This is a genomic window from Chitinophaga sp. RAB17, assembly GCF_052114225.1.
Lineage (GTDB): Bacteria > Bacteroidota > Bacteroidia > Chitinophagales > Chitinophagaceae > Chitinophaga.
The window spans coordinates 988,987-1,015,262 of the sequence record NZ_JBFREI010000001.1; the positions used below are offsets into that span (position 1 = coordinate 988,987).

The following is a 26,276-nucleotide window of genomic DNA, read 5'->3' on the forward strand; positions in this document are numbered from 1 at the left end:
TTTATGAGCCGGAATTTTCCAGCTGTTGCAATCTTACGGTGACGGCATTTTTATGTGCTTCCAGTCCCTCTGCTGCTGCCATGGCTTCTATAGTAGCGCCAATATGCTGCAGCCCTTCGGGAGAAATCTGCTGGAAAGTAATCTTTTTCACGAAGCTGTCCAGCGATACACCGCTATATGCCCTGGCATAACCATTTGTAGGCAGGGTATGATTGGTACCGGATGCATAATCGCCTGCACTTTCAGGGGTATAATTCCCCATAAAAACAGATCCGGCATCTGTTACCTTGTCGGCGAGATTTTCCGCCCCATTACAGGCTAAAATCAAATGTTCCGGTGCGTAGGCATTCAACATCTCCATCGCCGTATCCATATCTGCAACCAGGATCATTTTACTGTTTTCCAGTGCCGCTGTAGCAATTCCTTTGCGTGGCAGCTTTTCCAGCTGTGCATGCAGGGCATTGGTAACATCGGTGATCACTTTTTCACTCGTGGTTACCAGTACTACCTGGCTATCGGGACCATGTTCTGCCTGCGACAGCAGATCAGCGGCCACAAAATCAGGAATACAGCTATCATCCGCCAGCACAGCTACTTCAGAAGGGCCTGCGGGCATATCGATCGCTACGCCGCTTTTATTGATCAGTTGTTTGGCGCAGGTGACGTACTGATTGCCGGGACCAAATATTTTATACACCTGTGGAACCGTTTCGGTGCCGTAGGCCATGGCACCAATAGCTTGCACGCCACCAATGGTAAATACTTTCTCAATGCCTATCAGCTGCGCCGTGTATAATATGGCGGGATGCAGTGAGGGCGTACAAAGTACTATCTCTTTACAACCTGCTATCATGGCTGGTATACCCAGCATTAAGATAGTAGAAAATAATGGAGCCGAACCACCGGGGATATATAAACCTACTTTTTGAATAGCTACCGGTTTGCGCCAGCATTGTACGCCGGGCATGGTTTCTATCATCTGCACCTTTTCCTGCTGTGCGCGGTGAAAAGTAGTAATATTTTTTGCCGCCTGCTGTATCGCTGCTTTCAGTGCAGGTTCCAGCGTAGTTGCTGCGGCTGCAAAAGCAGCGGGTGGTACCTGTATATTTTCCAGCGTCACCTTATCAAATTCAGCTGCAAATTTTTTGATGGCCTGGTCGCCACCGCTGCGTACTTCCTGCAGAATATCGTTCACCTTTTTTTCCAGTGCCGATGTATCCATTACAGGCCGCTGCAACAGGGTATTCCACGTACTTTTATCAGGAAATCTGGTTGTTTGCATCGTTTACACAATTTTTTAGATCACCATTTTTTCAATGGGCACTACCAGGATACCTTGTGCACCGGCCGCCTTCAGGCTTTCGATGATATCCCAGAAATCATTTTCATTCAGTACAGAGTGAACGGAGCTCCAGCCAGCTTCTGCCAAAGGCAGTACTGTAGGACTTTTCATACCTGGCAGCAGTCCAATGATTTCATTCAGTTTATCATTGGGTGCATTAAGCAGGATATATTTATTATTCTTCGCTTTTTTCACTGCCTGTATACGGAACAATAATTTATCCAGCAGCAGCTGTTGTTCCGGTTTCAGGTTATGACAAGCTGCCAGCACGGCTTCTGATTTCAGTACGGTTTCCACTTCTTTCAAACCGTTCATGAATAAAGTAGAGCCGCTGCTTACCAGGTCACAGATCGCATCGGCTAAGCCAATGCCAGGCGCTATTTCCACCGATCCGCTGATTTCGTGGATTTCCGCAGTGATACCATTACGCTGCAGGAATTCTTCCACTATCACCGGATAGCTGGTCGCAATTCTTTTGTTGTGCAGGTCTTTCACGGAAGTGTACTCCACTGATTTTTCCACGGCCATCGACAAGCGACATTTTCCGAAGCCCAGCTTCTGAACAATATTCACCTGTTTTTGTTTTTCCAGCACTACATTTTCTCCTACAATTCCAATATCTGCCACACCATCTTCAATGTATTGCGGAATATCATCATCCCGCAGGAAAAACACTTCCAGCGGAAAGTTGGTCGCTTCTGTTTTCAGCTTGTTAACACCGTTGTTGATGTCGATACCGCATTCCTTCAATAATTTGATGGAATCATCGTGCAGGCGGCCGGATTTCTGGATTGCAATTTTCAATTTCATCCTGGGTAAAAATAAAAAGGGGCTTACCTTTCCGGTAAGCCCCTGTTGATGATTTAATATAGTGATATACACATTATCATCCCAGCCTACCGCGTTGGTAAGAAATGATGGTGATGATGGATATGTATGCTTGTATTCATAATTCGAGTGCAAAAATAGTAAGTAAAATGAAAACTCAAAGGTTTTTTTTGGAATTAACGTGAAATTTAAATATAAGTGCTTATATATAAGTTCTGATATAAATCATCGTTGACCTCTTATACCAGATCAATCCAAAGGCTCTCCGTTACAGTAATATCTGTTCCTTAAAGGTTATCCTTTCCTTTCAATTTGTTCTCGTATAAACTGCTTTTCGCGCTCCAGCTCTACACGCAATTCTTCTTCCGTAGGTAACACCAATCTATATTTTGAAGCAAAAAGTTGTTTATTTTCCTCTAGCATACTGTACTTTACCAGCGTATGGTCTTTTTCAGCACAAAAAATAATTCCAATAGTTGGATTATCCCCTTCCGTTTTCTTAAGATCTTCAAACATTCGTACATACATATCCATCTGCCCAATATCCTGATGTGTCAACTCATTTATTTTCAGATCGACTAGTACAAAACACTTGAGAATATAATTATAGAAAACCATATCTATGTAAAAAACCTTGGTATCGGTTTTAATTCGATATTGCCTTCCAACAAATGAGAAGCCCTTACCCATTTCCAAAAGAAACGCTTGTAGATTGCTGATAATTGCTGATTCAACATCACTTTCAGAATACCCGACTGGATTTTCTAATCCAAGAAACTCTAAAACATAAGGATTTTTTATCACATCAAAAGAGGATGACTTTTCCATTTTCTCTTGATCCAATAGGGCTTCTCTCTTACTTTGCGTAGAAAGCAGCCGTTCATAATAAAGGGTATTAATATTCCGCTCAAGCTGGCGGGTACTCCACGATTGCTCTGCAGTTTCTGTAATGTAGTATTGTCTGGCAGTGGGATTATCAACCCGTAATATAATACGATAATGTGTCCAACTCAATTCGGGGCGCAGTGCGTCCCGAATTGAAAATGTTTGATAAAACTGCCTCATACGGCGTAATTCTCTTTCATCAAACCCTTTTCCAAACTCTTCAATTAACTGCCTGGAAAGTTCTTTTATCAGAAAAACACCATAGTCTGCTCTTTCCTGTCCCTGCTGCTCTTCTTCAAAATACGCTTCCCTATATGCCAATAGGCATCTACCATTGCAGCATTAATAGAATTATTTACTTTCTGTCTTGCTGCCGAAAGCATTTTCTTTATATCTGTTACAAAAGAATTCTTTAGCACGATTAATAGTTATACTTCAAACTTACATGAAATAATCCGATTAAAGTTCAACTAATAGAACTCAGTAAGAGTAAGCATCTCGAAGGAAATGAAAATGGATTAACATGTTATTGAATTATTGTAAAGTCCAATAAATAGTGTAATTCATATGCCCTATTATTTACTTTCCAGTATAACACTAATTGGATACAATCATGTGGGAATATCTTTTAAATTGTACTACGTGTTCTTCTCAATCAAAATGTCTGATATTTCACACGAAAAAGGACATTCTGCGCAAGACATCATACATAATTCCTCCTTCATCTACTCCATTATCTTCCTCTCAAAAAAAAATCTCACTGCACCTGTTTTAGCAGGGAAAACATACATCTCACTGATCTGCTGTCTTTTAGTCCCCATGCGCATTTTCGCCCCTTGCAAACGATCTGTTAATTGATTTCTTTAACTAATAATTTTAGCTTTATTTTGCTAATAATATTAGTATTTATTAAAACGATAGTTATATGGAAGCATTGAAACTGAGAGAGTTGAGTATAACCCTGCCATTCTTTAATACCAGCATCCCCGCAGGGTTCCCCACTCCTGCTCTGGATTACCAGGAAGAAGAAATTGATCTTTCCCGTATCCTGCAGCCCAATCCCGCTACCTCCTTCATTATCAGAGTGAAAGGTGATAGCATGACAGAAGCCAATATCCCTGATGGCTGTATGGCCGTTGTGGACCGCTCTATCCGCCCTTCTACCGGCGACATTATTGTAGCGGCCCTCGATGGGGAATATACTGTTAAACGACTGGTAAAGGCCGGCCGTAACTGGGTATTACACCCTGAAAATGCCTTTTATAAACCCATCATCATAGCAGAAGATGCAGACTTCCAGGTATGGGGCGTAGTGACCGCCGTGATTGTAGATATGCGTAAATAGTGAAATTGAACAGTTATGCATAATCCATTAGCATTATTATCTGCTGCGCTGGTAAAAGCGCTGCTCGAAAATGGTTTTACATTATTTGTCCGCCAGAGTTATGCGGCAGGAAAAGACCACAACGACCTGCACATACGGGAAGTATTCCTGATCACTCCTTATAAAGACATAGGAGAAGCCAACATACATTTTCAGCATATCCGTTTTGATCACCGGAAATATATTTACCAGGCGCATCATCCGGAAGAAATAGAAAAATTGTATAAAGCCGCATCACAGCCACCAGGCTACAAAGTATATGCGTCACTGTTACAGCAGGAAGTATGGAATCCACCATTGTATATGGATCCGGCGGTGAGAAGATATATTTCTCTCAAAACAAAATGGAGACCGGAACGTAAAGAAGAAGTCAGTGCAGAATTATTCCTGCATTATGGGGAGCTCTATTTTACCCTGAAGTACGGAGCTGAAGAAATAAAAGTACCTTTATCGGAGATAGAATACGACTAAATAATTATGTGCTACGATATCGCTTTTACTGCCAACATAGAGAGCATCTTTAAATATCTGCCACAGCTGCAAGCCAGCGGCGACCTCGATATTCACTTTGATCCTACCTGGCATAAGATCGGGATGTCATACCCCCAATGGCCGGTGATTACCAACAACAATGGCTTAAAGCTGGAGAAGTATACCTGGGGTCCTGTACCTAAAATGCTGGACACCATAGAAAAGGTAAAAAGACAACGACAGCTTTTCCTGAATGCCCGCAGCGAAAAAGTACTGGAAAATGGTACTATGTGGAATGCCATCCGGCATCAGCGCTGCCTGGTACCAGCCACCGGTTTCTTTGAATACCGGCAGATCAGTGGCTGGAAAAATAAAGTAGCCTACTATATCAAATCAAAAGAACAGGATGTTTTTTTCATCGCAGGATTATGGGCGCTCTCCAACTCCTGGGATGTGGATAAACCAGGGCGTATCCCTACTTTCACACTGCTCACCCGCCACGCTAACCCATTGATGGCGCAAATCCATAATGGCGGCGACAATGCCGGCAGGATGCCGTTGATGCTCACCAATCAACTCGCACAGGAATGGATAAAACCAGGACTAACGGATACGGACATACGTGAAATACTGCAATATGAATTACCTGCCGGCCAGCTGGATTACTGGCCCGTAAATTCTGTGCGCAAAGTAAAGCCCGATGACGCCGCCGTTATTGCCCCTGCAGCATACGAAGGTTTGCCAGCCATACAGGTATAAATTGCCGCCACATGGCCCGGGAATAAAGTATATCTCCCTTACAGCTACTAACCCAGCTACTAAAACGATCTCCCCCTTTTTGGGGATGAAGTTCCCTGTATTTGCACTTCTCTCCCTACATCCGAAAATAACCGGCGGTATCTATACCCATGCCCCAACAAAAACACAGGATATCAAAAGTATTTCCGTCCCGCATTCACCCTTTCCGGGGTGTCCGTTGTCTTATCTATACAAAATGCGTACAAATATGAATAAAATAATGAGTAGCGCCTGCTGCCTGTTGCTATTGCTCCTGCTGCGGTTACCGGGCCTGGCACAAGGGTTTGAGATCAGGGGGTACGTAAAGGATGTAAAATATGGCAAGATAAAATTGCTGGTCATGGAAGATCAGCAGATCGTACTGGCAGAAGGCGATATCAAGGCACATGCGTTTGTAGTCAGAGGGAAACTGGATTATCCACAACCAATAACCCTCTGCATCAACAATGGAAGTAACACCAATGTATTCCTGGAAAATACTACCTATCAGCTGCAGACAGACTACTTCGGGCTAAATGGCAAACAGTTAAAAGGTGGGAAGCTGAATAAAGAGTATCAGTACTACCTGCAGGACATGACCAACCCATCGAACCCTGATCGTACTGCGGAGTTTTTGACCACCTACCCCAACTCAGCAGTGAGCGCCTTTTTGGCCAACTACTGGGGGAAGTATCCCTATTCCCGCGTAAAATCCTTCCTGGATGCGATGGGACCCGATGCCCGAAAATCCTGGTACGGGAAAAAAGTGGTGCTACGCGAAGACATTATGTCCAGATCTCAACCAGGCCGCGTGGTACCGGATTTCAAAGCACTGGGTGTGAATGCAGATACCGTGAATTATAACCGCTTTCGCGGGAAAGTACTGATGATCGACTTCTGGGCCTCCTGGTGTCATCCCTGCCGCATGGAAATACCACATCTCAAAAAAGTATACCAGGCCTATCATGAAAAAGGAATTGAAATTCTCAGCATCTCCGTTGATGCCGTAGATGCCGCCTGGAAAAAAGCTTTGGGACAGGAACAAATGCCATGGCCACAGGCACGTGACCCCAAAGGATTTGATGAAGATGGTTTCCGCAAAATGTTTGGATTCGGCTTCGTGCCCTTTGCCGTACTCATAGGCGCCGATGGTAAAGTAGTAACGGTCTGGGACCGTACGGGAAAATCACTGGAACAATTGCTGGATGAAGCACTGGCACAAACCAAATAAACAAAAGATCCATGAAATATAGCATCATACTATGGTTGTTCGGATGTTGGAGCCTATCTGCTACTGCACAGCAAACGCCACCACCTAAAAGCATACACGATCAATTGGCTGCCATCCAAAAAATAATGGCACAGGCAGCACAGGACAGCAGCGCTGCCAGCATAGCGGCCATAAAGCTATTACCACAACTAAACCCGGACAATGTTCTGCTGACCACACCCGGAAATGATAACAGCATCAATGCTTACCTGGATGGATTTTTCAGATTACGCAGCATTGCCGGTACCGCAACTGCCTTCGACAGCGGCCTGACTATGCGCCTGAAATACGTACTCTATAATGTACAGAGCGATCGGGTAAGATGGGCTTACTATCAGCAGGTAGTGGCCAGGAGCATTACCGAAAATACTGATAACGAAACGATCGGGAATGTAAAAGAAGATCTGGCATTGATGGTCCCCCCAAAGCAACGGATCAAATACGATTCCCTGTTAAACATCTGGAACAGCCTGCGACAAGGGCAGCCAATACCAGCTTTAGCCTTGTCGGATGATAATGGCGGACGACTGGACCTTGCAGCCCCCGGCCACCAGATGTGGGTTATACAAACCTATGCACCCAATGACACTGCCAGCATGCAGGCATATCGCAGTTTCTGTTCATTGGCACAAAGATTTGCCGGCGACAGCACTTATACATTTGTCGGGCTTAACCTGCAGGGGGGCCCTGCACCTGCATCCCCACTGAAGCAATACCATTTAACGGCGAAAGAGTTGGTTGCTTTCCGCCGCCTATATGCCCTGTCAGGAAATACGCGGACAATGGTGATACGTAATGGTTATTTCCAGATGGCTACTATGCCCGCCGTACCTGAAGAAGGGCTGGTGATGTTGCTGAAACTTAGCCTGAATATGCACTATCCGGTTGCTCAACATGAAGAGTAAGCCTTCTGACGATAGCTGGTAATAATGGGGATGTATCAAAAGTAGTTTTCACCTGATTTCATTCGGGTGCCCGATGGAGAGCGATTTCATTTACATGATTCTTAAACCCATCAAATTACTTTTGATACATTTTCTTTTATCTGTTATTTACTATCTCACTATAAAATTCACTTTTCGTGAGAAATGATCGTGTTAATCATCGCATCCGCTGAACTAGTCATACTCATTAAAGTTATTTTCCTGAACTAACTGGTTTCTCCATTTTATGAAACCCTTCTGGGATCACATTTCCTCTTGTTAATTTATAACCGGTTATTTTATTTAACGGAAAGATATTTGGAGGGCCAAAAAGCAGATTAAGATGATAAATGCTATCTGGTGATGTTGTATGGGCACTTTTTATCGGAATGTCTACAATCCGCTGTCCCATATCATTATAGAGATCTGTAATATTTATTGTAATATCTTTTTTCTCTCCTGACGCACCCAGTAGTCCCTTAAATTTTGTAAAGTCATCAAACACTCTTACGTCATCTTTTCCTATAAACAAAAGTTTTGGCCCAATAAAAAATCTAAAATCAGTAAACTGATCCTTTTCAATAGTGGCCACTATATCATTGGTTGTTCTACGCATTTTATCTTCCTCTGTCTCTCTGCTACAACCAGAGGTAAGCACCACCAACATAAAAAAATGCTTTATATATCTCATGTTCATCAGTTTAATGATCTATTACTATTTGTGCTATTATTATTAAAAAAATCGAGGAGCGTTTTGTAAATATCATACGCCCGCCGTGTAGATTTTATCTGCAAATTCCTTATTTTCCCCCAGATCATTTCCCAAAATGAGCTCAGTTATGCCTAAAACTAAAAGGGCGCCTCATTTTTTTTGAGACGCCCTAACTATTTTATATGCTATAATTATTTTACCAACACACCCGCAGGCACGTTACCATCCGTATTCCCCAGTGATAATCCCAACAGCTGCGCCACTACCGGCGCCACATCTGTCACATTCATTTCTTTCACATGACCGCCGTTATTGATGCCGGCACCGAAGACCACGAAGCCGGTTTGTATCTCCTTAAAATCAGGAAAATAACCGTGGGTACCTCCATGGGCGGCCTTTACCAGTTCCCCGGTAACAGCGCCACCAATGGTCACGCCGGGAGCTGCCGACAATGCCAGCGCCGCATGAGGATTGGCGCCTGCTGCGTCCAGTTGCTGCCGGTTGGTCACTTTGAATAACTGCTGCTGTTCTGCAGGCAAGGCTTTTAAGATGGCCAATACTTTATTTTTAGTAGCCACATCTCCTTCGTCTTTCAGGTGAAGGAAGGCTGCACCACCGGAGCTATGAAACTGTGCTTTCCAATCGCCTGTAGCTACATTATTCAACAAACCATTTTTTGCCAGTAATATATTGGGAGAAAATGTTTTGTTGATATTCACAAAGCCATGATCACCGGTAACGATGATGGTAGTACTATCGTATATCCCTGCCCGTTTGAGTGATTCTATAATGGTACCCAGTGCCCGGTCTGCTCCTGCTATTGCTTTTCTTACCAGCAATCCGTCCCGTCCCTGCTCATGCTCGTAATGATCGGTGCAGGCCAGGTGCAGTGTAGTAAATGCAGGCTTATAAGTAGTGATCAGGTAAGCCGACATGCGCGCCACATTTTCATCCAGGATCATCTCTTCATCTTCCATCGCAAAATCTTTTATGCCCAGTTTACCCGTAGCATTGTCCTGTACTTCCTGCCAGAGATGGGCAGGTGTGGATAGTTTCGCCATGATATCCCTACGGTCTTTTTTACCAATAGGCCATACATCCGGAATGTTATAATCAATAGGCGCCCCTACGGTTACCGGCCAGATAACATTGGCGGAAGTTTTCCCTGCCTTGTGTACGGCATCAAACAACGTAGGCACTTTGATACTGTCGTAATAAAAATACCAGATACCGGTAGCACCTGTTGGCTCAAAAGGCGTGTTGTAGTAAATGCCATGTTTCGCTGGCGTTACACCGGTAATCAGGGACGTATGATTGGGATAGGTAACAGTAGGAAACACACTGTTTACACCATCTGCATATACTCCTTTCTCTTTCATCATACGCAGGTTTACCATGCCCCAGGACGGATCTGTATAAAAGTCCGGGCGGAAACCATCAATCGTTATCAGTACTACATGACTTGCTTTCTGTGAAAAGGAGGAGAGTCCTAACATCAGCAGCAATGCTATACCTGCTAATTTTTTCATGCTATAATTATTTAAATGTTAGTCCCATAAAGGATTCTGGTGCAGTGCCGGGTTCAATGACAGGTCATTAAACGGGATAGGATATACGTATTTAAAGTTATCCCATCTCCGGCTAATATTGCTCAGCCAGATCAGGTTGCCGCTGGTACCGCCAGATAATTTTGTCTGATCACCATCAATGAGGAAATAATATACGCCAGGAACTTTTGTCGCGGGTATTTTTTTCACGAAAGAAACATCCGGTTTACCATCTTCATTTAAATCCATCAACACATCCATGGCAGGCACATATAAACCTACATAAGGACTTGTCAGTAACGGCCCCAGGCCCCAACGCATCAGGTCATAAAAACGAAACCCTTCCATGATCAGCTCAATAGCACGTTCGCGGCGGATTTCCATGAGAATGGGCGTCTCCACACTGCCATAAAATTTGGCGGCCAGATAAGGATCAGGAGTTAATGGCATGTCTGTATTTTTCAAACCAGCGCGCTGTCTCAGCAGCTTGATAGTGCCATTCCAGTCTTCTGCGGAAAGGCCTTTGTTGAGCTCTGCTTTGGCTTCTGCTTTATTCAACAGTACTTCTGCATAGCGAATAATCGGAATGGAATTATTGTTTTCTCCCACACCATCCGTAGCCTTGGAGTCCAGCGTAAATTTCAACGGTTGATAACCGGTATAGGTATACGTAAAATCAGGCGGTGCAATTTGTCCATCGCGTTTATAACTACCCATACGGATCGTTTGCTGCAGGCGCAGATCCCTGTTCTTTACCTCTTCATTAAATGGCAGGTTATCAAAGCCGGGCGTATCTGTAAAGCGGCTGCCGTCAATATTGAGGTAGGTGTCTGCAAATGTTTTTACTAAGCTGATCCTGTTACCGTAGGTAGCACTGGTAAAATACCAGTTGGCATCATTGAACACACGCAAACTTTTATTACACACATAGGCCAGTATTACTTCGTTGACGTTGGGTGTTTCATTAATAAACAGGTTGCGATAGTTCATGGCAGGATCACCGGCAGTGTTCAGGGAATACTGCCCACCATTTATTACGGAATCTGCGGCGTTCAGTGAAGCCTGCAGCCATTTATTTTCATCTTTCGGCAGCCCCATCTCCTTGTGGTATTTGCGGAAAGTACCTTCAAATAAACATACCCTGGATTTATAGGCCAATGCCACCCATTTGGTAATCTGCGAACAGGTGATATCTTTTTTAGCACGAATGTTGGCACAGGCAAAATCAAGATCTGCCAGCACGCTGTCCATGACTGTGGCACGCGGGTCGCGGCCTTTATACAATTCCGGATCATTGATCTCCAGGGTTTTGTTATACCAGGGCACATCGCCAAAACGTTTCACTTTTTCAAAGTAAAACATGGCCCGGAAAAAGCGGGCAAGACCGGCATAATGATTTTTGGCTTCATCCGGAATTTTCGCCTGCCCGTAATGCTCCAGGAAATAGTTGATATTACGCAGATCTCCCCAGCTCCAACCGCTGGACTGTGTAGACGTAAAAGCACCCGGAATGATATACGTATTCACGTCTTTTCCGGCCATCACATCGCTCATAACATCTCCCCTGATAATACTATTCCCGTCAGGTAATATTTTATAGAAAGAAGTTGCATACAGCTGCAAATCTGCCTCGGTATTAAACGCGTTATCAGGACTCAGTTTATCAAATGGTTTCAGGTTCAGATCCTTCTTACAGGAGACCATGGCCAGGATCAATAACAGGTAAATACTATTTTTCATCTTAATAAGCATTAATCATTAAAAAGTTACACTCAAACCAACGGTATATGTTTTCAGCATTGGATATGACATCCCGTTACCGGCGCCAATGCCACCGGCATTGTTATTCAGTTCCGGATCGGAGCCCTCAATCACTTCAGGGTCCAGCGTCTTCATAATCTTATACATCGGCGACCATGTCCACAGATTTTGTCCGGTGAAGAAAATGCGCGCATTTTTCATTTTCACTTTTGATAACCATGCCTGTGGCAGATTATAACCGACCGTCAGATTTTTCAAACGGATATACGCTACATGCTGCACATATTTGGCCTGCTGCACAGTGAGCTCCGCATTGGAGTTGAGTGCCGTATATCCTCTGAAACGGGGGAAATAAGCATCGCGGTTGGTTTCAGACCAGCGCTTATCCATGATATCTTCCGGCATCCAGCTATAAGGACGATTGTATTGTCCCCAGAACAGCGAAGCATCTGTGCCCGGCCACCAGTCACGTTTTCCAATACCCTGGAAGAAAAAGCTCAGGAAGAAATTATTCCAGTTGGCACTACCGGTGATACCAAAAGCATAGCGTGGTTCGGTATTACCAATGATTGCCTTATCTCCCGGGTGATCCAAAGTGCCTTGTCCTTCGTCTATTTTGCCACTGCCGTCCAGATCTTTAAAGCGGATATCTCCGGGCATTAATACGTTTGCATTAGATACTTTAATGAAAGACTGATCGTGATCAACTTTATATTTGTCAATTTCTTCCTGGCTCTGGAAATAGCCATCATTTACAAAACCCCACATATCTCCTACACGCATACCTTCGTAATAGGTATTGATCAGCTTCTTGGGATTATTAAAGCGGGTAATGTAAGACTGGTAGTCAGATAATACCACACCAAAGGAATAGCTGAATGGTTTGCGGCCGGCATTAAACTGATCGGCCCAGTTCACTGATAATTCCCATCCTTTTGTTTGCAGGTCTGCATAATTGCCTTTGGGCACACTGGCGCCAAACACCGCAGGAACCGGCAATCCTGTGGTAAACATATTGGTTGTTTTCCGGGTGTACTTATCAAAGCTGACTTTCAGACGGCTTTTCAAAAATGATACATCGATACCGCCGTTCAGCGTGGTGGATTTTTCCCAGGTAAGTCCGTCAGGAATTACATTGGGTTGCTGGGTATAGTCCGGTATCACGCCATTGATCGACATCTGCAATTTACTCACCGACATCATCTGCAGGAACTGGTATGGATTAACGTTACCATTCCCCAATGCACCGTAAGATCCTCTTAATTTTAAATCGCTGACCGCATTGGGTGATACATTCCAGAACTTCTCTTTAGACACCCTCCATCCGGCAGAAGCAGAAGGGAAGAAGCCAAACTGCTGCGACTCCGGGAATTTGGACGAACCATCATAACGACCATTTATTTCCAGCAGGTAACGTTCATCGTAGTTATAGTTCAATCGGAAGAAACCACCCAGCGTGCGCCATTCATAACCGCCACCGGTAAGGGTATAGTTCAGTCCATTCATCAGGGAAAAATCAGGCATGCTGGTATTGATCATACCGTCATGCTGATAAAACCTGGACTTATATAAGGTATTTTCATAGTTATAACCCACCAGGAGCTTAAACGTATTTTTAGATACGCGCTGCTCGTAGTCGGCGTAGAAGTTCATACCGGTATAAGTAGTCCGATCATTTTCTTCATTCATTTTACTTTCACCACGCAACAATGTCTGGCCAGGCATTTTGCTGTAAGGCACCGGTGTATACAAACGTGTTTCCACACTGGAAGTATATGCATACGTAAAGTCTCCGTTTACATGCAGTTTATCATGCAGAAACGAGGTGGTAAAGCGGGAAGTGTTTCTCAGCAGCAGCTGCGTCTGATCAGAATAGTTATTACCCGTTAAGAAGCTACCAAAAACAATCGCCGCATTTTCTGTCAGCGAGCCATCTGGATTTTTCAGCATGGCTACCGGGAATGCTTCATCGGAAATCCTTCTCCACACCGGCGTGTTGCTGGGGTGATTCAGGATAGGAAAAAAGTAAGTGCGTTGGGAGAAATCAAAATTGTTTTCCAGTTTCAACCAGTCAAATGGTCTTACCGCACCTTTTGCGCGGATGTTATACATTTTAAATTTGTCCGGGTTATAACGGAAAATACCGTTTTGTGACATGTACCTGCCGGAGAGATAATATTCTGATTTTGCATTGCCACCGGAAGCAGACAATGTTTGTTCTGTAGATGGATTTTTATCGGCGTACAATTCCTGGAACCAGTCGGTATTACCATAGTATACGTAGTTGCCGGTAGTAGGATCGATTGCTGTTTTAGGCAGGGAAGGATCATCGTTGCGGCGTTTCAGTTCGTCCAGGTAGTCCAGCGAAAAGGGGAATACGCTATTGGCTTTGGCCGGGTGTGATTTATAATCGTTCCAGGCATAGTAGGCTTCATCAAAGTTTTTGGCCCATTCGTACCCGTTAGTAACGAATTTCGGTTTGATGGTACGGTCATTCAGTGAGTAGTTGCTGGAGTAAGTCAGCTGCGTACTGTTTTTCGCTGGCGTTTTTGTGGTGATGAGCACTACACCGAAGCTACCCCGTGCGCCGTAGATAGCAGCAGAAGCTGCATCTTTCAGCACTGATACGCTTTCAATATCGTTGGGGTTTAATAAATTAGGATCTCCCGGAACGCCATCTATCAGTACCAGGGCGCTGCCGCCGGCGCCAATAGACGTGGTGCCCCTTACATTATAGGTGGCACCACGGATAGGTTTTCCATCGGTCATACGAATGTTCAGGTTGGGCAGCACTCCCTGTAATCCCCTGGTAGCGCTGGTCATCGGCCTGTTTTCAAATACTTCTTTTCCTACCTGGTCTACTGCACCGGTAAGATTTACTTTCTTTTGCGTGCCGTAGCCGACTACTACTATTTCACTGAGTGCTGAAGAAGATTCCTTCAGTACTACATACAGCGACTGTTCTTTTTGTGGATCCAGGCTGCTTTTAGTAATCGTTTGCGTCATATATCCCACATAGGCGATCATGAAAACGAAGGGGCCTTGCTGATGGGAATTATCAAAAGTAAAAACACCTTTTGCATCTGTCACGGTAAAGCTTTTAAGACTATCCGGCCCGCTTTTCAGCTGCACAGAGGCGCCTGGAATGGGCTGTCCTTTTTCATCTTCGATTAAGCCTTTGATCCATGTTTTCTTTTGCGCCTGTGCAGGCAGCAGGTTGATAAAAGCCATCAGTAACAGCAGGCCGAGAAATTTACAGCCGTACTGAAACGTTGACTGCCGGTTGTTAAGGGGCAAAGCTCCGCCCTTCACTAGCAGGTAGCGATGTGTCATAATGCGCAAATATTTTAGTTAGTGATTTTTTTCTATACGGTAACCTGTACGTGTTGATATTATTTTTAAATCGTGCAACATCGACATGCGATGCAGCACCTGTGACAATGAATCGGTGTCCCTGATAACACCGGAAAAAGCGATGTCATCAAATGAGCCGGCATTTCTTGTGATGCTTACATGATATCCTCTGGCAATAGTATCGAGTACACCAGACAACGGTACCTGGTCAAATGTGGCGGTAAAGCCACGCAGGGAGCCAAACGCGATAGCAGGTGCTGTTACGGCTTTATTTGCCGGCACCTGTAAGCTGGAGGCATTGGTAAGGGTGTTATATACCAACTCTTGTCCAGGCAGCAGATAACGCGTTTGTGCATTTGACTTCACCATTACCTTACCGGTATGCAGCACTACTTTTACTTCATGACGAATGGTAGCAATCGTAAATGAAGTACCCAGTGCGGTGGTCGCTACTCCATGACTCAGTACGGTGAATGGCAGCGGCGCATTTTTTGTGACGTTGAAAAAACCCTTTCCTGACAGCAGGATGGTCCTGTTATGCTGTCCGAATGGTGCAGCAAAGCGTATGGTGGCGCCTTTGTATAAAACTACCTGTGAGCCATCCGCCAGGTTGATCGTTTTTGGCTGTTGGGTATTATTATTAATAACCGTGCTATCCATTGTTACCTCCGCTACACGGGCCATTGTTTTTCGTACAGGCAGCGACGTTGTTTTAAACATCCACAGCGCACCTGCTGCCAGCAATATTGCTGCGGCCGCTGCCCAGCGAAGATAAATGACATTGTTTTTAGGCTTAATACCCGCCGCAATCACCGTGTACATATCTTTTCTTTCTGCCGCAGTAAAGGCGGGTGTATCATCGCCGTGTTGTTGTTCATACCAATGATCATATTCCGACAGCTCTGCATCAGTGGCCGTTCCGTTGAGGTATTTTTCCAGTAAATATTGCAGGCGCGATGGCGTCATTGGTATGCGTGTTTGCTATACTTATCACTTCAACGACTATTTACCCCCACTCCGTTTTTACAAAAAAAGTGGAATTCATATTTAGTTAACATTGGAAAAGTTGTTTACCATAAATTAACATACAAAGCTTCTCACAGTAAATATCTTTGCCCGCAAAACCACATTCTTATCTACTCCAACAGTCACCATACATGCGACAGCCTGTGGCAACAGGCCAGGAAAGGCGATACAAAAGCATTTGAGCAGTTGTATGAATCTACTGTGGTGGCACTCAGCAACCAGGCATTCCGTATATTGAAAGATCGTGAGCAGGTAAAGGATATTATACAGGATATTTTTATCAGTTTATATCTCAGGAGAGATGAAATAGCAGCAGATGTGAATATCAACGGTTATCTGAACAATGCTGTAAAGTATAAAGTATCTAATTTATTGCGCAATAAATTACTGCAGGAAAATCATCACCAGGTATTGATCAGACAAGCTTATCAACAGGAAGTGGTACAACCTGTGCAGCTGGAACAACATGAATTAAAAAATCAGATCGCACGTAGTATTAATACATTACCACAGAAGTGCAGAGAAGTTTTTATGCTGAGTTACTACGGTAATATGGGCTACAAAGCAATTGCACAGGAAATGGGCATCTCTGTAAAAACAGTGGAGAAGCATATGAGTAAGGCATTACAGGTATTACGCAGGGAACTGAGAGCAGAACATCGTGTTGGCATGCTGCTCATTGCGATGTCTGTCTATGCAGGCATATAATTTCCGCAATACGTAGGAAAAAGACCATAAACAGGGGCTACCGGGATTCCCCAACCGGGCTCTTTACCACCATATACACGCTGCTGCACGATGGCGTTCAAACTCGCTAACCGCTTGTACATCAGGCTTATTAAACCCAACCGCACACCTTGCTGACGGCTTGTTTCCGGCATTGGTATAATGATTGTCTTATATCTAACGAAACTATTTGGATGCACTCATCCAAAATATACACAAACCCTAATTACATTTATATGGCACACTTAGAAGTTCAACCCAGGAAAAAAAGTTCCATGTGGATATGGTTGATAATAGGATTATTAATCGTTGCCGTTATTCTTTTTTTCCTCATGCGCAGCAATAATAAAGATCAGTCTGTCATTGCTACTACCGACACTATTGCAAGCACCAGCAAACCTATAGTGGCAGCTGATCCTGACTGGAACAATGTCAACTTCAATGCTCCGGATACACAATATGAAGAAGTAACCGGAAAAGGAATTGTAGTAAGAAGTAATGACCAGTATACCATATATAGTCTGGGAGAAAATATTCTTTTCGCCACAGACAAGAGTACACTGGAAGGCGATGCAGACAGCCAGTTAAAACAGATAGCTGCGTCTCTTAACAAGCGTTTCCCCCATGCACAGATAGGTGTATATGGACATGCAGATGCTAAAGGCACCTCCGATCATAATTCACAGCTGGCAGCAGAACGTGCGGCAGCCGTAAAAATCTGGCTTATACAGCATGGAGATGTAGCAGAAAATAAAATTTCTGTGCATTCACTGGGCGAAACAAAACCATTAGCCGATAATAATAATGCAGCAGGCAGACAACAGAACCGGAGTGTGGAAATAGTGGCCTTCCCTGGTAAGTAATATTGATTTCATCATCACAAAAATTTATTGCCATGTCTATTACTGAAAATAATCGTTTGGAAGAATTAAGCGGCAGCAACTTTGAAATAGTGCAGGGACAACCGGATATCAGACGCTGGGATGTGGAAGACCTGCAGGGACATAAGCTGGGAAGAGTCGAAGATCTGCTGTTTAACCCACAATCAAGGCGGGTACGCTATCTCGTGATTAACCTCAAAGGTAACAACGTAGGATTAACAGATCGTAAAGTATTGTTTCCAATAGGGATAGCGGTGCTACATGAAAAAAATGATACGGTATTACTGCCGGAAATATCTGCCACTCATATTACTGCTTTACCATTTTACGAAAAAGGAGTGATCGTTACACCCGAAACAGAACAGGATATCCGGAATGTATTTGTAGTTCCGGGCAGCAATAATACCAACAGCGATTTTTACGACCATGAGCAATTTGACCAGAACCGGTTTTATGCGCCCAGGTATCCGAAAGATGACCGTGTATAAACACTTGCCTTCATATTCATCCGTATGTGTTAACCCACATAGAGCAGCCGCCTCCAATTGAGGCGGCTGTTTTTATTTTAAGACAGCCTCCCGGTGGTATTGCACTATGCAGCAGTCACTTTTAGTGCAAGCCGGGTCTGAAAAAAGATGTTTATTTGTGGATAAATAGCCTGGAATGAAACCAATACTAATCTGGTGTTTTCTACTACTTCCTTTCTTTTCCAACGGACAGGAATTAGTTAACTACAGAGATACCCTACATAATTTTTCCGTGGGAGTACCCAACGGATGGACCATTTGGAAAAACACCAAAGCACCTGCTATTAAATTTGTAGCGCAGCGGACTTTCGGCGACAGCAGCCAGAAAGCGCCGGAAAACTTCAATGTGAGCATCCTCCGGGAGCCTGCATCCAATGTTGATAACATTGTAAAAAAGCTGCTCAACTACACCAGTCATAATCCTTTCTTTAAACTCCTGGACTCCGGCAGCATCATCAGCAATGGTAAACGTACCGTATGGCTGGATGAAATACACATGGAGCCCAATTTACCTGATACCTTTTTTGCCACCCTATTCATCGCCTATAGCGACCAAAAAGCCTACCTGCTGAGCGCTACTACGCTATCGGCGTTTTCAGCCGTTTATGCACCCTTGTTCCACCAGATTGGGAATTCATTACAAACAGGCAGGGCGATGCGAAAAGAACGGCTTAAAATAGCGTTTCCAGGTACTACAAAATGGAAGCTGATATCCGATACGGAAGTAGATCATTTTGTGACCCGGCAATACTTACCGGATGATGAAACACCTGAAAAGTGGAGTCAGATGATTTACGCCATGACCATGGAAAATGTGAAGATCAGCAACATCGATCAGGCCATCAAAAGCTTCACGGATGCGGCAATTCAAAAATCAGCCAAAGCAAAAGTTACCTTGCTGAGTAAAGAGAATCTGCCTGGCCGCCGCCGGGCCCTGTTCAAAATAGAATCACCGGATGATGCAGGTGATCCCACCCATGAATCTCAGCTATACTATATTGTACAAGGAGCAAAGTCTTTTCATGCCGTATTCATAGCGAAGAAGTCCGCTGCCTTATCTCCCGACTATATTAAAACCTGGGGAGATATATTCCGTAAAAGCCAGCCGGTAAACGAATAGCAACCGGTGCTCACTGATATGAACACCGGCTGTCATTGATTTATGCTGGTAAAGGCAGCTGCTTTGCGCTGACCGGGCGTCCGGAAAAATGGATCCCTACTGCTGCCAGAGCTGTTAAAACAATAGCGGTAATATGTGGCATAGCAGTCATCACATTGCCATGAGTAGCCTGCAGCACCAGGGTCATATCTACAATCGGAATAAAAATACCGGACAACAATACGATCATCAGCGCCTTCCGCATATTTAACGCAGCCAGCAAAGTGATCACGGTACCTGTAAACAGGTCGCGGATACCTTTTATATAGTGGAAAGAATAATCTCCGTTTTCATTGAAATGCAGTCCAAATCCAGCCTCTGCCCCTTCCGGTTGTAACAGGAATCTGCAGCCAATAAAAACCAGTGTTAAACCGGATACAATAGTCAGGTACTTAAAGAAATTGTAACGTGTCATATGCGATGATTTTATAACACAAATTTCCACTTCTGAAAATACAATTTCGTTCACCTGGGTTAACTAATGCTTATTGGCCATCCGGCTCCGGATTCTGCTCAGGGATTGTGGCTTCACACCAATAAAAGAGGCGATCATGTATTGGGGAACGCGGTGCTGGATATCCTGGAACAACTCAAAGAACTCGTGATAGCGTTCTTCCGGCGTACCGGTATATAAAGAAGTCAGTTGTTTTGATGACTTCACAAAAACGTCTTCTATGATTAGTCTGCCCATCCGGTCTCCTTCCTTCACTGTATCAAACACTTTTTGCAGGTTCTCTTTGGAAATCGTCCACAATACAGAAGGTTCCAGTGCAATGATGCTTTTAGTAGATGGCTGCCGGGAAAGAAAGCTTTCGTAGTTACCCACCCATTCATTTTCGCGGGAAAAATAAAAATGGACATCCTCTCCGTTGTGGGTCATTACGTACCCTGCCAGCCCTTTTTCTATAAAGGCCACGTGACCGGATACTTTTCCTTCCTGCAGGAAGTATTCATTTTTTTTCAGCGTTACCCGGTTGAAAAGCGTTGGTAAAAGCGATTCTTCTTCCTCAGTCAACCGGATCAGGTATTTTATTGAATTGACTAATTGTTGGCTCATATTTATAAAAATAAAACATTTACGGAAGCTATCATCAGCAGCAGCGTTTTTATAAAAGTTATGCGTATACCTATTTCGGTTATATATTCACCGGATATTCAGTCAGCCTTACCATCTGCTAGGTGAATAGAAACCGGGCCTTCTGATACAGATAGCTTTGGTACAATAAAATTATTGTATCATGAAAAAAACAGTTTATTTACTATTGCTGTTATGCCTGCCCTACCTGTTGCCGGCGCAGGACAAACCAGGGTATTTTGCACTGAAACCGGGCGACTGGTTCGATATGCAGACAACGCTGGGCACAGAAAATGGCCCTTATGCCAGCCAGGAGCCAGTCATGCTCTTTACCAGGCGGTATGTATTGCGGTACCTGCTGCTGCGGCAACTGCCCAACGGAAATCAGCAATATAGCATCACCCAGGAAAGGATCATTTTCAATAATCCCCAGGGAGCTGCCGGAGGCTGGATGGGGTCTGACAGTTATTATCCTGTTTATCAACAAGGGCTGGATAAAAAGCCTCCTAAAGGCACCTTCCTACTGGAGATCAACGCGGCGGGCAAAATCGTGTCGCTGGAAGCAGATAAAAAACAGCCTCCTTTACCAGTGACGCTGGCCGACTATAGCCCACAAACGCGGGTGGGCGTATATGCTACCTCCACCTATTGGGCCATGCAGGTGGAAGAGGTCCGGCCAATGGTACAGGAAGTGCTGGACCACCGCAGTCAGGAAAATGGCGCACCACTACGGATTCCGGGTAATACCGGGTCATATTCACACTTGCTCATTGCGGCCTCTTTTCCGGTGAATGGTAATGTACTGGTAAAAGGTATCCTGAAGCAGACACACAACGAGGAAGCGACCATTCAGATAGGTGACAGTACCTTCCATGTTCCGGTAAACGATCGGGGGGAATTCTCCTGCTCCTTGCTATTAACCAAACCCGAAACAGGTTACTTTTTCACGAAAAAAAATACCCATGCACTCTTTTTAATGCCGGGAGATACACTGATTATTCATGCAGCGGCGGATACTTCCTTACCTATGAGCCTAACCGGTAATGCCGCCTGGAGCTGCAAACTGGCCGATGATATCTCCAGTGTCTTCGACATTAATAACAATGGTCTCAGTAATATGAGCTGGTCCCAAAGATTAACGGAAGTCTTTACAACACAGGAAACAGCCAGTGCTAAATTCAATACCATACTGAAATCGTATGAAGGAAAGGCGACACCCGTCAGCCTTGATTATTATAAAACCGCCTGGAAATATCGTATTGCTGATGACTGGTTGATTTTCCTTTACACACATAACTTCCAGGCAGATAGCTCCCTCAGGCCGTTTCAGCAGATACCGGAAATAATCACCAGTGGCATCGATAATATGCCTGTGCTTATGAACCCCTACCCCACTAACTACTTCTACACGTATTATTTGGACTGGTTCCTTATTTATCAAAAAACACGCATCGGCATATCTGCGGGCGGCGGTACGGAGACATTTTCCTTTTACAGCGATTACTTTGCCCTGCTATCCACCCTTAAGGGCTATCCACTGTATTTTAAGTTGGCCAAAGGAATCCATGAGGAACTGATGAAAAAAAGCTGGACCGCCAATCAGCGGCTGAAGCCTTACTTTGAAGACTTTATCCACAACTGCGACGACAGCAGCTTAACAGCCCCGATCATAAAAGACTGGCAACTGATGGAACACTGGGCGCCGGGCAACCGCTTACCTTTCTCCAGGCTGCCACTGGCCAATGGCAAAACCTATGAGATAGATACAAAGGCGGGTAAAACTACCTGTGTGATATTTGAAGACGGCGCTTACTACCAGGATACAGTGCTGGTGAGCATCATAAAGCGTCATCCGGAAGTATCATTTGTATTTGCATGGATACAGGAACCTTACTCCAATCCGGAAAGAGTGGGTAAGCTTAGTGCATTTCCCAATGTTACCTGTATTGAACTGCAAAATAAAGGTGCTGATAAATATGCGGTATACGGACTAAGTAACAGCAACCAAAGTAACGTGGTCGTACTGGATCAGTGGGGAAGAATAGTAGATGACCACATACCTACCTCAAATAATGTATGGAAGGAACTGCAGAACGCCATTGATGCCGCAGCTAAAATGCCCCGCCTCTCTACCACACAAAAATCAAATATGATGAACATCATAGGATGGAGCCTCGGCTCCATCCTATTGACAGCTTTAGCCGGTATATGGATTTACCGGGTACGCATACGTAACATCAAAGCAGCGGAAGCCACGAAAACCGCCATCCGCGAGCTGGAAGTAAAGGCCATCCGTTCCCAGATGAATCCACACTTTATTTTCAATGCCCTTAACTCTATTCAATCGCTGATTAATACAGCCCAATACAAAGCAGCCAATACCTACCTCGTAAAATTTTCGCTGCTATTGAGAAGCGTATTGCATAATGCAGAAAAAAACACCCTGCCACTTATAGATGAACTGAATACGGTTCGCTTATATTGTGAGCTGGAACAGCTACGTTTTGACTTTTCCTTTGACATGGATACAGCTGAAGAAATTGCGGTTGACCTGGTAGAAATACCCGGTATGATACTACAACCACTGGTGGAAAACGCTATCATACACGGTATTGCCGCTAAAGGAAAAGCCGGATCACTGCATATCAAAACCGTAAAAAAAGACGCTACTTTACTGATCTCTGTACACGACAATGGAAACGGATTTTACCCGGCGGACATTGACAAGGGTACACATAAAAGCATGGGATTAAAACTGGTGCGGGAAAGGTTGCAGCTATTCAGCATAGCCGGACAATCCGCTCATCTGCATATTAGTAACGGGAACGGCACTACGGCATTATTAACTATTCCAATTGAAACTGCATGAAAATAATAAGCATTATAGTTGACGATGAAGATAAAAGCCGGGACAACCTCCGTGTACTGCTGGCAGAATATTGTCCGTCAGTAGAGATAGCCGGAGAAGCCAATTCCGCCGCAACCGCATTAAAACTTATTAAGCAACTGGAACCACAACTTATTTTCCTGGACATTGAAATGCCCGGTGGGTCTGGTTTCCAGCTGCTACAATCCCTTCCGGTCCCCCGAAACTTTGAAGTAATTTTTGTAACGGCCTATGACCAGTATGGCATTGCTGCCGTAAAAGCCTGCGCCATTGACTATGTATTGAAACCTATTGATGCACTGGAACTATCCGGTGCAGTGGAAAAAGCCATCACACAAATTATTCCGCAGCAGGAAAACAGCCGGCTCCGGGAATTAATCGCCAATATAGGCAAGCCAATAGCAGAAAACCGCATCGCCTTCCCCCTCGCAGATAAAATTGTTTTTGCGGCACCGGAAGATATTATACGCCTCGAAGCTGCAGGCAACTACACACATGTATATATCTCCGGACAAAAAAAAATAATCGTGTGCAAAACACTCAAAGAGTATAACGACCTCCTAACCGGCCAGCACTTTATACGCACGCATCAGTCGCACCTGGTTAACAGCCGCAAAATAACTGCCTGGATAAAAACAGAAGGTGGCGCCATTTCCATGGAAGATGGGAGCCAGGTACCTGTTTCCAGGCAGCGAAAAGAAGAAGTACTTAAACTGCTGATGAAATAACCACTACCTCGCATCGCTGCTGGTATTACAATCACTTTCCGGCTGATGCACTTTTTTGAATTCCTTTTCGTGGATACTGTTTACAAAAAACACCTTCTCTTCCGGCGAAGAAGCCGAGTACTGAATAGTCCATTCTGCGGTCCCTTTTTTCTGATCCATCCACTTAAAAGTATAGATGGATTCTTTTCCTTTCAGGTGGTAGCCTTCGCCCGCTGTAGTTATATTAACAATACGGCAGTCATTTACTTCCATAGGCAACACTTCATGAATAGCCGAATCAGTTACCTTCATTTTTCTAAGGTCCAGGGCGCAGGGAACGTATATCACGTATTCGTTGTTAATACGGGTGATCTGTATCCAGTTTCCTGCATAAGGCTCATCATGGTGGCTGGTACAGGCGGCTAACAATAAACATACCGGGGTTAGTACGGATAATAATCTTCTCATTGGATAGTAGGGTCTTGTTTTTTACAATTGACGGCTCAAAAATATCACTTTTCGCCATATTCCCTAATGTGATTATAACTGTGTATTTATTTACGCAACAGGGGCATTCTTTAAATGCTGACAACCAATACTTTTTGTATGGTGCGATGTTTGGACCCCTTATATAAACTTTTTAATCATGAGAACACAACCTAACACACCCGGCCCGCTGCGCGATGATGATCTGCAACCTGATGATATTATTCAGGGTAAACAACAACCCGTGCCGCCAAAAGGCAACCAGGATGAGCAATCCCGGCAGGGAGCAGACACTTCCGATGAATTACTGGATGAGGAAGACGATGATGTGGAAATAGATGAGTTACTGGAAGAAGAGGATATAACAGATGAGGATATAGACGATGAAAATCCGGAAGAAGATGACTCGGAAAAAGGTCCCCTGAAAGGGTAAAATATTTACGGATGCGGGTACTTGCCAGCCCATTCAGGCGGCTTATACCGGCATCCGTAAATCATTTATTTTTTATAAATAGCAATTTCAATTTTACCATCTTTGGTAACTGCACCTCTGTACATACCCTCTGTATTAAAGGACATGGTCATGTTACCTTTCTTGTCTAATGCAATAAGACCACCATCGCCGCCCATAGCACCTACTTTTTTGATAACAGTATTACCGGCCTGCTGTACACTCAGTCCTTTATACTCCATGAGTGCAGATAAATCATACGCTACCACATTACGGATATAGTACTCACCCCAACCCGTACACGAAATAGCCGCGGTCTGGTTGTTGGCGTAAGTACCTGCGCCAATAATAGGTGAATCGCCGATGCGGCCATATTTTTTATCTGTCATACCTCCGGTAGAAGTGGCTGCAGCGAGGTTTCCCTGTTTGTCCAACGCTACGGCGCCTACGGTACCAAATTTATAGTCTTTGTTTTTGATGCCCAGCTTCTCCGGATTCGTATAGGCGTTGGATTTAGCTGCCGCAATAGAATCCTCATGCAGGGCTTTTTGCAGATCTCTCCAGCGGGACTCAGTTCTGAAATAGGAAGGATCCACTATTTCCAGTCCGGCTTCTTTGGCAAATTTTTCTGCGCCGGGCCCTACCATCATCACGTGTTCTGATTTTTCCATCACTGCCCTGGCAGCGCTTACCGGGTTACGTACCGTGGTTACACCTGCTACCGCGCCGGCTGCCCTGGTTTTACCATTCATGATAGCAGCATCCAGTTCGTTGCGGCCTTCATGCGTAAAAACAGCGCCCTTACCGGCATTGAAAAGAGAATCATCTTCCAGCACTCTAACGGTAGCTTCTACCGCATCCAGACTGCTACCTCCGGATTGTAGCACCTTGTATCCTTTTTCCAGCGCCTGTTTCAAGGAAGCTTTATAAGCGGCTTCTTTTTCCGGAGTCATATTCTTCTGGAGAATAGTACCTGCCCCTCCATGAATCACCAATACATAGGAAGATTTTTCCTGCGCCATCGCTGGTGAGAAAAGATGCACACCCAGCACCAGGAAAAACAAATAACAAAACCTACCTTTCATATCAACGTTTAT

Annotated in this window: 25 protein-coding genes and 1 pseudogene; 12 read left to right on the top strand and 14 right to left on the bottom strand. The window is 44.4% G+C overall.

Features of this window, described 5'->3' with window-relative positions; translation table 11 throughout:
• Position 1 precedes the first annotated feature (1 nt).
• The 4 genes and pseudogenes from hisD to AB4Z08_RS03765 all read right to left on the bottom strand — a co-directional run.
• Complete coding sequence (gene hisD, locus AB4Z08_RS03750) at positions 2-1,282, bottom strand: histidinol dehydrogenase (protein WP_441572432.1); 1,281 nt, start codon at positions 1,280-1,282, stop codon at positions 2-4.
• Between the two features lie 15 nt (positions 1,283-1,297).
• Complete coding sequence (gene hisG / locus AB4Z08_RS03755; RefSeq protein ID WP_441572433.1) at positions 1,298-2,152, bottom strand: ATP phosphoribosyltransferase; 855 nt, start codon at positions 2,150-2,152, stop codon at positions 1,298-1,300.
• Between the two features lie 312 nt (positions 2,153-2,464).
• Positions 2,465-3,376, bottom strand: coding sequence for a PDDEXK nuclease domain-containing protein (locus AB4Z08_RS03760; protein WP_441572434.1), 912 nt, complete (start codon positions 3,374-3,376; stop codon positions 2,465-2,467).
• An 8-nt stretch (positions 3,377-3,384) separates the two neighbouring features.
• A pseudogene (locus tag AB4Z08_RS03765) lies at positions 3,385-3,438 on the bottom strand (hypothetical protein); the annotation flags it as partial.
• Positions 3,439-3,980: 542 nt separating this feature from the next.
• On the opposite strand from AB4Z08_RS03765, the gene AB4Z08_RS03770 reads away from it, so the two are divergent.
• The 5 genes from AB4Z08_RS03770 to AB4Z08_RS03790 all read left to right on the top strand — a co-directional run bounded on the left by AB4Z08_RS03770 (position 3,981) and on the right by AB4Z08_RS03790 (position 7,862).
• Complete coding sequence (locus AB4Z08_RS03770; RefSeq protein ID WP_441572435.1) at positions 3,981-4,400, top strand: LexA family protein; 420 nt, start codon at positions 3,981-3,983, stop codon at positions 4,398-4,400.
• Between the two features lie 15 nt (positions 4,401-4,415).
• Positions 4,416-4,910 carry a hypothetical protein gene (locus AB4Z08_RS03775; RefSeq protein ID WP_441572436.1) on the top strand — a complete coding sequence of 165 codons (495 nt, stop codon included), beginning with the start codon at positions 4,416-4,418 and terminating at the stop codon, positions 4,908-4,910.
• Positions 4,911-4,916: 6 nt separating this feature from the next.
• The gene (locus tag AB4Z08_RS03780) at positions 4,917-5,669 is read left to right on the top strand and encodes an SOS response-associated peptidase (protein ID WP_441572437.1); all 753 of its coding nucleotides are present in this window, start codon (positions 4,917-4,919) and stop codon (positions 5,667-5,669) included.
• 247 nt (positions 5,670-5,916) lie between these two features.
• Positions 5,917-6,918 (top strand): redoxin domain-containing protein, encoded by a 1,002-nt coding sequence (locus AB4Z08_RS03785; RefSeq protein WP_441572438.1) that lies wholly within the window; start codon positions 5,917-5,919, stop codon positions 6,916-6,918.
• Positions 6,919-6,929: 11 nt separating this feature from the next.
• A complete protein-coding gene (locus tag AB4Z08_RS03790; RefSeq protein ID WP_441572439.1) occupies positions 6,930-7,862 on the top strand; it encodes a hypothetical protein in 933 nt (310 codons plus the stop codon).
• A gap of 232 nt (positions 7,863-8,094) precedes the next feature.
• Here AB4Z08_RS03790 and AB4Z08_RS03795 read toward each other — a convergent pair whose 3' ends face one another.
• The 5 genes from AB4Z08_RS03795 to AB4Z08_RS03815 form a co-directional block, all read right to left on the bottom strand.
• Positions 8,095-8,571: a hypothetical protein gene (locus AB4Z08_RS03795; protein WP_441572440.1), complete on the bottom strand. Its 477-nt coding sequence runs from the start codon at positions 8,569-8,571 to the stop codon at positions 8,095-8,097.
• Between the two features lie 212 nt (positions 8,572-8,783).
• A complete protein-coding gene (locus AB4Z08_RS03800) occupies positions 8,784-10,121 on the bottom strand; it encodes an alkaline phosphatase family protein (RefSeq protein WP_441572441.1) in 1,338 nt (445 codons plus the stop codon).
• An 18-nt stretch (positions 10,122-10,139) separates the two neighbouring features.
• A complete protein-coding gene (locus AB4Z08_RS03805; protein WP_441572442.1) occupies positions 10,140-11,879 on the bottom strand; it encodes a RagB/SusD family nutrient uptake outer membrane protein in 1,740 nt (579 codons plus the stop codon).
• Between the two features lie 18 nt (positions 11,880-11,897).
• Positions 11,898-15,233 (bottom strand): SusC/RagA family TonB-linked outer membrane protein, encoded by a 3,336-nt coding sequence (locus AB4Z08_RS03810; protein WP_441572443.1) that lies wholly within the window; start codon positions 15,231-15,233, stop codon positions 11,898-11,900.
• 18 nt (positions 15,234-15,251) lie between these two features.
• Positions 15,252-16,220 (bottom strand): FecR family protein, encoded by a 969-nt coding sequence (locus tag AB4Z08_RS03815; RefSeq protein ID WP_441572444.1) that lies wholly within the window; start codon positions 16,218-16,220, stop codon positions 15,252-15,254.
• A 12-nt stretch (positions 16,221-16,232) separates the two neighbouring features.
• Between AB4Z08_RS03815 and AB4Z08_RS03820 the strand changes: the two genes are divergently transcribed.
• The gene (locus AB4Z08_RS03820) at positions 16,233-16,988 is read left to right on the top strand and encodes an RNA polymerase sigma-70 factor (RefSeq protein ID WP_441572445.1); all 756 of its coding nucleotides are present in this window, start codon (positions 16,233-16,235) and stop codon (positions 16,986-16,988) included.
• On the opposite strand, the gene AB4Z08_RS03825 is transcribed toward AB4Z08_RS03820, so the two are convergent.
• Positions 16,973-17,161 carry a hypothetical protein gene (locus tag AB4Z08_RS03825; RefSeq protein WP_441572446.1) on the bottom strand — a complete coding sequence of 63 codons (189 nt, stop codon included), beginning with the start codon at positions 17,159-17,161 and terminating at the stop codon, positions 16,973-16,975. The genes AB4Z08_RS03820 and AB4Z08_RS03825 overlap by 16 nt on opposite strands.
• 81 nt (positions 17,162-17,242) lie before the next feature.
• Between AB4Z08_RS03825 and AB4Z08_RS03830 the strand changes: the two genes are divergently transcribed.
• From AB4Z08_RS03830 to AB4Z08_RS03840, 3 genes are all read left to right on the top strand, one after another.
• Positions 17,243-17,869, top strand: coding sequence for an OmpA family protein (locus tag AB4Z08_RS03830; protein ID WP_441572447.1), 627 nt, complete (start codon positions 17,243-17,245; stop codon positions 17,867-17,869).
• Between the two features lie 32 nt (positions 17,870-17,901).
• Positions 17,902-18,375 (top strand): PRC-barrel domain-containing protein, encoded by a 474-nt coding sequence (locus AB4Z08_RS03835; protein WP_441572448.1) that lies wholly within the window; start codon positions 17,902-17,904, stop codon positions 18,373-18,375.
• Positions 18,376-18,550: 175 nt separating this feature from the next.
• Positions 18,551-19,534 (top strand): hypothetical protein, encoded by a 984-nt coding sequence (locus tag AB4Z08_RS03840; protein ID WP_441572449.1) that lies wholly within the window; start codon positions 18,551-18,553, stop codon positions 19,532-19,534.
• 40 nt (positions 19,535-19,574) lie between these two features.
• Here the strand turns inward: AB4Z08_RS03840 and AB4Z08_RS03845 are convergent, their stop codons facing one another.
• Together AB4Z08_RS03845 and AB4Z08_RS03850 are read right to left on the bottom strand one after the other, a co-directional pair.
• Positions 19,575-19,988: a DUF4267 domain-containing protein gene (locus tag AB4Z08_RS03845; RefSeq protein ID WP_441572450.1), complete on the bottom strand. Its 414-nt coding sequence runs from the start codon at positions 19,986-19,988 to the stop codon at positions 19,575-19,577.
• 63 nt (positions 19,989-20,051) lie between these two features.
• Complete coding sequence (locus tag AB4Z08_RS03850; protein WP_441572451.1) at positions 20,052-20,630, bottom strand: Crp/Fnr family transcriptional regulator; 579 nt, start codon at positions 20,628-20,630, stop codon at positions 20,052-20,054.
• A 181-nt stretch (positions 20,631-20,811) separates the two neighbouring features.
• Here AB4Z08_RS03850 and AB4Z08_RS03855 point away from each other — a divergent pair, with 181 nt between their 5' ends.
• Both AB4Z08_RS03855 and AB4Z08_RS03860 read left to right on the top strand, forming a co-directional pair.
• Positions 20,812-23,517, top strand: a complete 2,706-nt coding sequence (locus AB4Z08_RS03855; RefSeq protein WP_441572452.1) for a sensor histidine kinase — start codon at positions 20,812-20,814, stop codon at positions 23,515-23,517.
• Positions 23,514-24,263, top strand: coding sequence for a LytR/AlgR family response regulator transcription factor (locus AB4Z08_RS03860; RefSeq protein ID WP_441572453.1), 750 nt, complete (start codon positions 23,514-23,516; stop codon positions 24,261-24,263). The genes AB4Z08_RS03855 and AB4Z08_RS03860 overlap by 4 nt, the downstream gene beginning before the upstream one ends.
• A gap of 3 nt (positions 24,264-24,266) precedes the next feature.
• Here the strand turns inward: AB4Z08_RS03860 and AB4Z08_RS03865 are convergent, their stop codons facing one another.
• A complete protein-coding gene (locus tag AB4Z08_RS03865) occupies positions 24,267-24,710 on the bottom strand; it encodes a hypothetical protein (protein WP_441572454.1) in 444 nt (147 codons plus the stop codon).
• Between the two features lie 178 nt (positions 24,711-24,888).
• On the opposite strand from AB4Z08_RS03865, the gene AB4Z08_RS03870 reads away from it, so the two are divergent.
• Positions 24,889-25,161: a hypothetical protein gene (locus AB4Z08_RS03870; protein WP_441572455.1), complete on the top strand. Its 273-nt coding sequence runs from the start codon at positions 24,889-24,891 to the stop codon at positions 25,159-25,161.
• Between the two features lie 65 nt (positions 25,162-25,226).
• Here the strand turns inward: AB4Z08_RS03870 and AB4Z08_RS03875 are convergent, their stop codons facing one another.
• Positions 25,227-26,264 (bottom strand): isoaspartyl peptidase/L-asparaginase family protein, encoded by a 1,038-nt coding sequence (locus AB4Z08_RS03875; protein ID WP_441572456.1) that lies wholly within the window; start codon positions 26,262-26,264, stop codon positions 25,227-25,229.
• Between the last annotated feature and the right edge of the window lie 12 nt (positions 26,265-26,276).